The organism is Henriciella sp. (assembly GCF_049649345.1).
GTDB lineage: Bacteria > Pseudomonadota > Alphaproteobacteria > Caulobacterales > Hyphomonadaceae > Henriciella.
The window spans coordinates 1-12,518 of sequence record NZ_JBARZC010000652.1; the positions used below are offsets into that span (position 1 = coordinate 1).

3 protein-coding genes are annotated in these 12,518 nt (G+C 61.3%); all 3 read left to right on the forward strand.

Going from position 1 to position 12,518, the window contains the following annotated elements:
- The first annotated feature begins 171 nt into the window (after positions 1-171).
- Positions 172-2,979: a TonB-dependent receptor gene (locus WA989_RS17885; RefSeq protein ID WP_424341826.1), complete on the forward strand. Its 2,808-nt coding sequence runs from the start codon at positions 172-174 to the stop codon at positions 2,977-2,979.
- Positions 2,980-3,057: 78 nt separating this feature from the next.
- The gene (locus WA989_RS17890; protein ID WP_424341827.1) at positions 3,058-4,107 is read left to right on the forward strand and encodes a phytase; all 1,050 of its coding nucleotides are present in this window, start codon (positions 3,058-3,060) and stop codon (positions 4,105-4,107) included.
- 234 nt (positions 4,108-4,341) lie between these two features.
- Positions 4,342-12,518, forward strand: an 8,177-nt coding sequence (locus WA989_RS17895) for an amino acid adenylation domain-containing protein (protein WP_424341828.1), incomplete at its 3' end; no start/stop codon positions are given.

Genomic DNA, 12,518 nt, shown 5'->3' on the forward strand with positions numbered 1-12,518 from the left:
ACCGCTCGCCGGCCGCCTCCGATTTCCTGCTGCGCCGGACAATAGCTGTGTGACCCGGAATCCCCGTCACAAAACTGGAACCTTTCTGTCGCGGAACTGAAACGAAACCGTCGCCGAACAGTCATTGAACGCTGATAGCCGCCTCTCTGTCTTAATGAGGGGTAAACTCAGATGAACTTCAAACTCGGCAAGCTGGCTGCGGTCAGCGCGATCAGCCTCGGTTTTGCGCATGTCGCAGCCGCAGACGTCCTGCAGGGAACGGTGACAGACGGCAGCGGAGAGGGAGCCCTTGAAGGCGCCCGCGTCACCATTGAAGGCCTCGACCGGTCGACGAATACAGGCCGCTTTGGCGACTATCGCTTCTCGGACATTCCGGCCGGCGAATACGCAGTCACCGTCTCCTATATCGGCGCCGATCCCGTCAGCGAGACCGTCATCATTTCCGGCACCGCTACGGCCGATTTCCGCCTTGGCGCAGACAGCCGCTACCTCGACAGCATCCTGGTGGTCGGCTCTGCCGCCGCGCAGGCCGGCGCGATCAACCAGCAGCGCGCCTCGAATGCGATCATCAACGTCATCGATTCAGACGGCCTCGGCAACTTCCCGGACACGACGGTGGCCGACTCGCTGGCCCGCGTGCCGGGCCTGTCCATCGAGACCGACCAGGGCGAAGGCCGCTATGTCTCGATCCGCGGGATCAACACAGACCTCATCGCCGCATCCATCAATGGCGTGCGCACCCCTTCCCCCGAAGACCGCCGCGGCGTTCTGCTCGACGGCGTGCCGTCAGACCTGCTGGACGGGATCGAAGTCCAGAAATCCCTGACGCCGGATGTCGACGCCGACTCTCTGGGCGGTGTGATCAATCTGAAAACCATCTCCGCTTTCGACCGCGACGGCCGCTTCATCCGCGCCAAGATCGAAGGCGCCTATAATGAGATCAATGAAGAGGTCTCGCCAAAGGCGACGCTCACCTATTCAGACACGTTCAATGACACGCTGGGTGTCGCCCTGTCGGTCAACTATCAGGATCTGCGCATCGAGGCGCACAATAATGAGATGGGCGAATGGGGCTTGGACGAGGACGTCTCGCCATTTTACTACCCGAATGATGATTTCGAAAACCGCTGGTACGGCCTGAACCGCGAACGCCTCGGCCTCGTCGCAAACTTTGACTGGCGGGTAAGCGAAAACACCGATCTCTACCTGCGCACGCTCCTGAACAATTACGAAGACGACGAAGTTCGCAACAAGCTCGAATTTCGCGATCTGGACGATGCCGAGGATGGCACCATAAACGAAACGAGCGCCGTCTTCGGACTGAACGAAATGGACGCCGAAGTGCGCGTGCGCCGAGAAGTGCGGACCATCCAGACGGTTGCACTGGGCGGTGAAACCCAATGGGGCGACTTGCAGACCGATTATGAAGTCTCCTACGCCTATGCCGAAGAGGATGACAGCGACAATCACGATGTGACATTCCGGTTTGAAGACATTCAGGATGCCTTCCCGGAAGATGTGACGTTCGACTATTCCAATCCGGAAACCCCGGTCTTCTCCGGCGGGGCGCTGATTGACGGCATCTATGATCCGGCGAACTACAATCTCGATTCTTTCGAGCGCGAGTTTGCGGTCAATGAAGACACTGAATGGGCCGCAAAGTTCAATGTCGCCAAGGACTCGCTCGTCGGCGACATGCCGGTCACGTGGAAAGCCGGTCTGAAATATCGCGACAGAGAGAAAATCCGCGATATCGACCTCCTCATCTACGAAGACGACTCGATCAATCTGGCTGACTTTGCCCGCAACAACTTCATCTCCGGCTGGCGTCTCGGCAATCCTCAGCCGACCTGGCCGGATCCGGGTCTCACCCGCCAGCTGCGCGGCACTTTCAGCCCGGACGATCTCGACGTTGAAGGCAGCTTCTTCGATTCCAATGGCGAAGACTACGAGATCAATGAGCAGATTCTCGCCGGCTACGGCATGGGGACGTTCGATATCGGCCAGTTGACGCTCGTCGCCGGTGTGCGCGTCGAGCAGTCCGATGTCGATCTTGAGGGCCGCGTCGTGCTCGAAGACGAGCTGACCGCCACCACCACACGCTTCAGCAATGACTACACAAATGTCCTGCCAAGCGTGAACGCCAAGTATGAGTTCACCGACAAGCTTATCGGCCGCGCCGCTTATTATGCCGCCGTTGTCCGCCCGGCCTTCGGTGAGATGGCCCCCTTCATCTTCATCAATGACGACCGCGATGAAGCCGAGATCGGCAATCCGGATCTTGATCCGCTCGAAGCTAACAATTTCGATCTCGGGATCGAATTCTATCCGACCAAGCTTTCGGTGATTTCGGCCGGCGTCTTCTACAAGGACATCTCCAACGCCATCTTCCCGGCGACCTTCGATACCGCCGATGTGCCCGGCAGTGTCGATCTCTCCGGCATTCCGGCAGAATTCCTGAACGGCGATGACACCGATGGCGGCGAGATCGAGGAGGTTTCGACCTTTATCAATGTCGGCTCCAGCGAGATCATGGGCATCGAGTTCAACTATGTCCAAAGCCTCGGCGATCTCACCCCCGCCCTGGACGGCTTCCTTCTGTCCGGCAATCTGACGATCACCGACAGTGAAGCAACGCTTCCGGATGGCCGCGATGTGCCTTTCCTCAAACAGTCGGACACGATCTGGAACGTCGCGATCGGCTATGACAAGGGGCCCTGGGATTTGCGCGTCTCGGCCAACTTCCGGGACGACTATCTCGACGAGCTGGTTGACCCGAATCTTGACCGGACCACCGACAACCGGACCCTCGTCGAGGCCTCTGCCAAATATTCGGTCAACGACCACATCCAGGTCTATCTCGAAGGCAAGAACCTCACTGATGAGCCGGAATATTATTATTTCGGCAGCGAGCGCCGCCTTTCGCAATACGACGAATTCGGCACCACCGTCGTGTTCGGCGCGCGCCTGACCTACTAAGTCCGGCTCAAACTTCCATTGCGCGGGCCGGTGCGATTATCGTATCCGGCCCGTAGTCTCTCTGACAGGATCACTCCCATGAAACACCTCGCCCTTGCCCTCGCCGCCGCTTCCGCCCTCACGCTGACAGCCTGTGAAACCGATGATGTCTGGGTCGATGACGGTATCGCAGCCATTCCGGTCGCCGCATCGTTCGAGACCGACCCGATGACGGGCATGGGCGACCGCGCCGACGATCCGGCCCTCTGGGTCAATCCGGACGACGTCTCCAAGAGCCTGATCCTCGGCACCAACAAGGAAGAAGGCCTGCACGTCTACGATCTCGATGGCGCCGAGACCCAGTTCCTTGATGTCGGCCGCCTGAACAATGTCGATGTCCGCGGCAATATTGCCGTTGCATCGAATGACGAATTCAACGCGATCTCATGGTTTGCGATGCCGCCCTCGACGCAGATCGTCTCGCACTGGTTCGACAGCCCGACCGGGAAGGACGAGCCGTACGGCATCTGCATGGGCAGGATGGGCGAGGATATTCTCGCCATCCCGACCTACAAGGATGGCTCCATCCAGATCTGGAAGACGTCGGGCACGTATGATGCGCCCTCTGCAGACCTCATCCGCAGAGTCCAGGTCGGCCAGTTCGGCCCGAAACAGCTGGAAGGCTGCGTTGTCGATGATGGCGCGGGCCTCGTCTTCATCGGCGAGGAAGAGCACGGCATCTGGAAGCTTGATCTTCGGGACCCGGACAGCCAGCCGGAAATCGTCGATACGATCGCAGCCGGCAATGGGCTCGTCGCGGATGTGGAAGGCCTCTCGCTTTGGGTCGGGGAAGACACGGACGGATATCTGGTCGCCTCTGCGCAGGCGGCAGACCGGTTCGTCGTCTACGACCGCGCCGCCCCGCATGCCCCGCGCGGCGTCTTTACCGTGACTGAGAGCGAGGATGGCAGCGTTGACGCCGTAAGCCACACAGACGGCCTGGACGTGTCGTCGGCTGCTCTGCCGGGCTTCCCGCGCGGCGTCCTCATCGTCCAGGACGACGCCAATCCGGACCCGGAAGTCGACCAGAACTTCAAGGTCGTCGACTGGGCCACGATTGAAGCGGCACTGGGTTCTCAAGCCGAATAACCGCGCCTGAACCATATGTATCGAAACGCCGGGACCGCATCGCCGGATGCTGTGCATGTCCAGCTATGTGGGTCGGCTATCGTCTCTCCATCCTGACGCTCTCGGCCTGGGATCGGCGCATGGCTCGCCCGTTCTTGGCCCGTTTTTGCCTGCATTCCGCACGCAGCCCATCCACATGGCACGAAATGTGATTTATTAAACTTCTCGTTGGGCGGAAATTGAGACGCAGATCAGATGGAAAATGCCGAGGGGAAATCGAGAGAGGGCGCGCCGACTGAAAGCGTGATTTCGCTGTTCGACAAGGTCGCTCAGGAATTCTCAAGTGCCCCTGCGATTGAGGATTCGCTTGGCTGTTTGAGCTATAGCGAGCTTCGTCAACTCAGCGGAAAACTGGCAGCCGAGCTTGCCGCGCGAGGCCTCAAACGCGGTGATCATTGCGCATTGCTCGTTCAGCGCGGCCGCTATTCGATTGCCCTTTACCTTGCCATTCTCAAGCTTGGCGCCGTCTATGTGCCGCTCGACCCGACCTATCCGCGCAGCCATCTCGACTTTGCCCTGTCTGACTGTAGCCCTCGGCTGATTATCGCAGATCCCGACGCCTTCCCGCCCGGCGATGCGCCAATCTCCGGCGCGGTCAGCCTGTGCGAAATCGTGTCAGGTGCAGAGCAACGGCGCGCCGCGCGGACCCGGAATGTGTCCCACGATGCACCAGCCTATGTCATGTACACGTCCGGCTCGACCGGTCGGCCCAAAGGCGTCATCGTCCCTCATCGCGGCATCGTGCGCTTGGTGCGCGGCCAGGATTTCATCGATTTCAGCCCGCAGCTTCGCAATCTGCAACTCTCGCCGCTGGCCTTCGACGGCAGCACTGTGGAGATCTGGAGCGCCCTGCTGAACGGGGGATGCCTCTGCATCGTCGATAATCCGCGCCCGGCCCTCAACGAAATTGCCGACGCGATCGAACGGATGGGCGCGAACTATGCCTCTTTCACAACCGGCTTGTTCCACGCCCTGATCGATTACAGTATTTCGGCCTTCGAGGGGCTGACACAGGTCATGGTTGGCGGTGATGTGATGTCGCCAACACATGCCACGCGTCTTGTCGAAGCCTACCCCGATCTTCTTGTCATAAATGCCTATGGGCCAACGGAAAACACGGTTTGCACCACCTGCTACCGGCTTCCCGACACGCGCGAGGACATCAATCCGGCAGAACCGCTTCCGATTGGGCAACCGATCAATTTCACGACCGTGCAGATTGTCGATCAGGACCTGAACCCCGTGCCTGACGGAAAGCCCGGCGAACTGGTGACCGGCGGGGATGGCGTAGCGCTCGGCTACCTCAACCGGCCGGATCTTACCGCAGAAAAATTCATAGAGGATGAGGCCCGTCCCGGCCGCCTGCTCTATCGGACGGGCGACCTTGCCCGGCGCAGGCCCGATGGCACGTTCGAGTTCATCGGGCGCAATGATCGCCAGATCAAGATATCGGGCAAGCGCGTCGAGCTTGACGAGATCGAACACATCATCCGGTCTCTTCCCGGCGTTGGCGATGCGATGGTGGCCGTCCACGACCGGGGCGACGCCAAGCGCATTGCGGCCTTCGTCACGGCGAAAGCAGGCATTGGCGCCGGCTTTGTCGAGCGCCTGAATGACGCCATAAGACAAGCGCTGCCAGAGCACATGATCCCGTCGGACCTCAAGGCCCTGCCGGTCTTTCCCCTCACGCCGGCCGGCAAGCTTGATCGCAAGGCCCTGATGGACCGTCTGAACGATAACGGCCAGCAGCTCATCAGGATGTCGGAATCCGACGATCTTGCGACGTCACTCGAAGCCATATTTGCCGCCTTCATCGGCACCAGCCCCGTCGACCGCCAAACCAGCTTTTTCGACCTCGGCCTGCGGTCGATGGAGCTGATGAAGATCCATGCGATTATCGATCGCGATATTGCCTCCGGCCTTCCGCTGACCACCCTGTTCGAGCACACCACACTTCAATCGCTCCAGGCTCACGTGGAGGGCCGCGCCAACGACCCGGAAAGCGCACCGCGCCTGACCGCCCGGCGCCGTACGCCAGACAGCAATGCGCCCATCGCAATCATCGGGATGGCCGGGCGCTTTCCGAAAGCCGATTCCCCCGCCGAGCTCTGGCAGAATATTCTCGCCAAGCGGGACTGTGTCACCCACTTCAGCGACGAGGAGCTGGAAGACACGTTCGAAGAGGCTATTCACCGCGATCCGGCTTATGTGAAAGCTCGGCCGATCCTGGACAATCCTGACCATTTCGACGCCGGCTTTTTTGGCATGCTGGCGCGCGAAGCCCAGCTGACAGATCCGCAACAGCGCCTGTTTCTCGAAATCGCCTGGGAGGCGTTCGAAGATGCAGGCTATGATCCGCTGCGCCTCGACGTGCGGGTTGGCGTCTATGCCGGGACCTCGATGAACACCTATTTCCTGAAGCACATTCTGCGCGACAGGAGCGTCATCGACGAACTGACCAGTCAGTTCCAGATTGGCGAATATCAGACCCTGATGGGCGCAGCTGATTTTGTTGCGACGCGCACAGCCTACAAGCTCAATCTCAAGGGCCCTGCCCTCTCTCTCCAGACGGCCTGCTCGACCTCGCTCACGGCGATCGGCGAAGCGGTTCAGAGCCTGCAGACCGGCCGGTGCGACATGGCGCTCGCCGGCGGATCCTCCATCACCTTTCCGCAGAAGCGCGGCTATTTCTATGAAGAAGGCGGCATGGGCTCGTCTGACGGCGTTTGCCGGCCCTTCGACAGCGAGGCCACCGGAACGGTCTTTGGGTGCGGCGCCGGGGTCGTTCTGCTCAAACGCCTCGATGATGCCATCGCGGATGGGGATCCGGTCTATGCGGTTATCCGCGGGGTCGGCATCAATAATGATGGCTCAGACAAGGTCGGCTTCACGGCCCCGAGCGTCGAGGGCCAGGCCCGCGCCATCATGGATGCCTATGAAAGCAGCGGTATCGACCCGGCGACAGTCGGCTATATCGAGGCGCATGGCACAGCGACGCCGCTCGGGGATCCGATCGAATTTGCCGGGCTGATGAAGGCATTCGCCGCCGATCCATCCTTGCAGCATTGCGCGCTCGGCTCCGTCAAAGCGAATGTCGGCCACCTTGATGCGGCCGCCGGGGTGACCGGCCTGATGTCAGCGGCGCTCGCCCTGAAAAACCGCACGCTGCCACCGCTAAATCATTTTACCGCGCCCAATCGCGCGGTCGACCCGGATCCGACGCCCTTCTACTTCAATACCGAAGCGCGCGCCTGGGAGGCCGCAGAGACGCCGCGGCGCGCCGGGGTCAGCTCCTTCGGGGTTGGTGGCACCAATGTTCATGTCGCTCTTGAAGAAGCGCCCGAACGCCCGGTTGCGGACCAGCAAGACAGCGCCCGCCCGGTCATCCTGCCGATTTCCGCGCGGTCAGATGCGGCCCTTGCACGGATGAAGGCCCGGCTTGCCGATTACCTCGCCAAAAGTCCGGGCATACGGTTGAGCGATGTCGGCCATACGCTTCAGAGCGGCCGGCGTCCCTTCGACAGGCGCACCTTCATCGTCGCAAATACGCCAGATGAAGCGATGCCCCTGCTTGCCAAGCCAAGCTCGACGGCCAGCAGCCCGGCTGCAAAGCCGCCCATCGTCTTCATGTTCCCCGGCCAGGGCGCGCAATATCCGGGTATGGGCCGCGATCTTTATGCGGCAGAGCCTGTCTACCGCGACTGGATCGACCGCGGCGCCGAGCTGCTCAAAACGGAGCTGGACCTCGATATCCGGGACATGCTCCTGATCGACAATTCGCACGATGAGGTCGACTGTCCCATTCGGTCCACCATCTACGCCCAGCCAGCACTATTCCTGACGCAGTTTGCCCTGGCGAAACTCTGGATGTCGCGCGGCATCTCCCCAAACGCCATGGTCGGCCACAGTGTCGGCGAACTCGTGGCCGCAGCCCTTGCCGAAGCCATTTCGTTTGAAGACGGGCTGAAACTCATCGCGCGGCGCGGCGCCCTGATGCAGGCGGCCGAACCGGGCTCGATGCTGGCTGTACGCGCTGGCGAAGATGCCGTCCGCGCTCTGCTGACGCCAGATGTTGATCTCGCCGCCATCAATGCCGCCGAGCTTTGCGTGGTCGCCGGCCCCGACGCCGCCATCGATGCGTTCCAGGGCATTCTCGATCAAAAGGACATCGGGCACCGCAAGCTGCACACGTCCCACGCCTTCCACTCATCCATGATGGATGGTGTCGTCGCCGATCTTGCGAAAGTGGCCGGAGAGATAGACTTCGCCGCGCCGCAAATCCCCTATGTCTCCTCTGTTACAGGCCAGTGGGCCGACCCGGAAGAGCCGGTAAGCGGCGCGTACTGGGCCGCCCATTGCCGCGAAACCGTCCGTTTCCGCGACGCGCTGGCGACCCTCGTAGACGGCATGAAACCCGTCTTGCTCGAAGTCGGTCCGGGCCGCGCGCTCAGCACCTTCGCCAGACAGGGGCTTGAGAAAGACGCCGCAGAAGCCGTCGTCCAGTCAATGCCGGACTTCGCCAATCGCGACACCGAAGTCAGGACCTTTTTCGAAGCAGCGGGCAAGCTGTGGACGTGCGGCGCGCTCACCGATTGGGACGGCTTTGGCGCGGCCGGCGGCCAGCGAATATCACTGCCGCCCTATTCCTTCGAACCGGAAAGCCACTGGATCGAGGCTCCGGCCCCTGCCGGGCGCATGGCGGTCCAAATCCCTCAGGCTGAGCTCACGATCTCGAGCGACCCGAAAGAAGAGCTTGCGCAACCGGCCAGTCTGGACCGGTCAACCTATGCCCGGTCCGAGCTTGTAAATATCCTCGCCGGCCTGTCGGGGGACGAACCCGACCTGTCTGATCCGGCCACGACATTCTGGGACCTTGGCTACGACTCGCTTCTCATGGGGCAGGTCGCGCAGAAGGTCCGCCGCACCTTCCAGATCAATATCACCTTCCGCCAGATCATGTCCGATTATCCGGAAGTCTCCTCGCTGATCGCTTTCATAGAAGCCGAGATGCCGGACTCCGCCCTGCCAGTTCGCACCGCTGAGGTGTCCGCGCCTGCGCAAACTGCCGCCCCGGTCGTGCCCGCCGCAAGCGTCGAAGCGCCAGCTCGGGCAGACCTCGGCAGCGGCGACGTCCAGGCGATATTCCGCGACCAGCTCGCCGCAATGCAGGCTGTCATCGACAAGCAACTCGCCATTCTGAATGCCGCGTCGATTTCAACAGACACTGCCGGACAGGCCGAAACGCCGGCCACACCTGCCCCGACAGAGACCGTGCCCGCCGCAGCCCAGACCCATGCTGCCCCTGATAGAGCGCCCCTGACAGAGCCGCAGAGGGAGCTGTGGCTTGTGGCCCAATTGGGCGACGAGGCCTCCCTCACCTTCAACGAGTCTTTTACGCTCGACCTCTTCGGTCCGCTCAACCGGCCGGCCGCCGAGCATGCCCTCGAAGCGCTCATTGCCCGCCACGACGCCCTGCGCGCACATTTCTCGGTGACCGGCGAGGACATGATTGTCGACCCGGCGACCCAGATCCCCATCGAGCCTGTCGACCTTACCGGCCGGCAGGATGCGGAAGCTGATCTGAAAGCTCTGGCGCAGTCGGAGATGAACACCTCGTTCGACCTCACGCGGGCCCCGCTTGCGCGCATCAAGCTCGTGCAGCTTGGGCCGGAGCGTCACGCGGTCGTCTTCTCGGCGCACCACATGATCTGCGACGGCTGGTCGATGAATACGCTGCTCCGTGAGTTTGAAGAATTCTACGCGGCCGAGGTCGAAGGACGCGCGCCAGAGCTTGCTCCAGCGCTCAGCTATCTTGGCTATGCGCGCGGTCTTGCCAATGCGGGCGCCGATGAAGAGGCCCGCTCTTTCTGGACCAGCCTCTATCAGACGCCTGCCCCGACGCTGGAACTGCCTGGTGACAGGCCGAGGCCGGATGTCCGGTCATTCGCCGGCGCAACCGCGACCCGCCGGATCGATAGCGCGCTGCTAAGCCGGCTGAAGAAGATGGCCGCCGCCCAGAACTGCTCGCTTTTTTCTGCCCTGTTCGGCGGCGCGCAAGTCCTGTTCGGCAAGCTTGCCGGCGAGAATGATGTGGTGATCGGTACACCGATGGCGGGCCAGTCGCTTGTCGAGGATGGCGCGCTTGTCGGCCATTGCGTCAACTTCCTGCCCCAGCGCGTGCCTTTCACCGGCGCCTCCAGCTTCGCCGATCACATGCAGGCGGTTCGCGAACAGCTGTTCAAGGCGAGCGATTATCAAAGCTATACATTCGGCTCGCTTCTGAGGGATCTCGATATCAAAAGGTCCCTGAACCGGATGCCGCTCACAACGCTCCAGTTCAATTATGAGCGTGTCGATGGCGCGTTTGAGATCGACGGCGTGAAAAGCCGATTTTCCCCCAATCCGAAAGCCTTCATCAATTTCGACATCTTCATGAATGTCGCCGAGTCTGCCGATGAGCTGCGAATTGATGCGATCTATTCAACGGCGCTGTTCGATGAAGCGACGATCAATCGCTGGCTTGCCCACTACGAACACCTTCTCGACGCCATTGCGACGTCGCCGCAGCAGCCGATCGACGATATCGCATTGCTCACCGAGGAGGAGGTCAGGTATCTGCGCGATGACCTCAACCGCACGCAGATCGACTATGATCTGTCACAATCGACACCGTTGAGGATTGCACAGCAGGCGAGCAAAACACCGACGGCTGCCGCCGTTGCCGATGATCAGACGCGCCTGTCCTATGGCGATCTCGACGCGCGCTCTTCAAATATCGCCCATCGCCTTTTGCAGGCAGGTGTCAAACGTAATAGCCGCCTGGCGATCGCCATGGACCGGCGCGCCAGCACCGTGGCCGCGATGCTCGGCGTCTGGAAAGCCGGCTGCGCCTATGTCCCAATCGATACCAACATGCCGGAAGCCCGGATCAGGCTCATCCTTGAGAACGCCGATATTACCGGTGTCATCACAGACAAGGAGAGCGCCAAGACCGTCAAGGATAGCGGGCATCGCCTGCTGATCGTTGGAGACCTTATGGAGGCGCCGGCAGAAACGTCCGCCGCCTTGCCCGAAGTGGGCGAAAACGACACCGCTTATGTCATGTTCACCTCCGGCTCGACCGGGGTTCCGAAGGGCGTTGAAATCCCTCATGCGGCGCTCACCAATCTCTTGCTATCGATGGCAGAGACGACCGGCTTTGCGGCGCGCGACAAGCTGATAGCTGTCACGACATTCTCGTTCGATATCTCCGTCCTCGAACTGTTCATGCCGCTTGTGGCAGGCGGAGAGGTCTTCATTTCCAGCCAGGCGGATGTGCGGTCCGGCAGCGGGCTCATTGACCAGATCCGGGAGGAGAAACCGAAATTCCTGCAGGCGACGCCCTCTCTCTGGCGGCTGCTGCTGGAGGCCGGATTTGAAGAGGGCGCGGACATGCGTCTTCTTGCCGGCGGAGAGGCCCTGCCCCGCGACCTGGCAGACCAGCTCCTGGCGACAGGGGCTGAGGTCTGGAACGTTTACGGACCGACGGAAACCACGATCTGGTCGTCTGCCGCGCGCGTCACGGATGGGCCCATCGTGATCGGCGCGCCGCTCGCAAATACGAGCCTTCACATTCTGAATGAAGACCTCAGGCTTGTGCCGACAGGGGTCAGCGGCGATCTCTGGATCGGCGGCAAAGGCCTCGCCAAGGGGTATTTCAAGCGCCCGGATCTCACGGACGGCGCCTTTCGCACGTTCGCCATCGAAGGCGCAGAGCGCCAGCGCTTCTACAAGACCGGCGACATCGCCCGGCGCCTGGCAGATGGCTCGATCCAGCTGCTCGGCCGCAGCGATCACCAGATCAAGCATCGCGGATACCGGATCGAACTAGAAGAGATTGAAACGACGCTAAGGCAAGCGCCGGGGGTGGCCGATGCTGCGGTCTCACTTCAGCGAATAGATGATGGCTCCCGCCTGATCGGGTTCATCGTCAGCAAAGCGGCGAATGCGGACTTCGATGCGGTTGCGAAACACGCCGCCGCACGTCTGTCGCCCTACATGGTGCCGACCGACTGGAAACAACTCGATGCGCTGCCCCTCAATGCCAGCGGCAAGCTCGACCGCAAGGCGCTCGCCAATATCGAACCGTCAGCATCCTCGCTCGCCCCTGACGCCCGCTCTGGCCGCCAGCCCGGCACCGATCTTGAACGCCTGATCGCCGGTATCTGGAAAGATGTGCTCGGAATGGATAATGTCGGCGTCGACGATGCCTTCTTTGACCTCGGTGCCGATAGCCTCCAGCTTTACCGGATTGTCGCCCGCATGAACAAGTCTGGCCTCAAGGTCGACGCGCGCCGGCTTATGAGAAACGCGACGATCGCTGAACTTGCAGC

Excerpts from the sequence above, each read along its gene's own strand:
- WA989_RS17885 (WP_424341826.1), top strand. The coding sequence starts at position 172 with ATGAACTTCAAACTCGGCAAGCTGGCTGCGGTCAGCGCGATCAGCCTC.
- WA989_RS17890 (WP_424341827.1), top strand. The coding sequence starts at position 3,058 with ATGAAACACCTCGCCCTTGCCCTCGCCGCCGCTTCCGCCCTCACGCTG.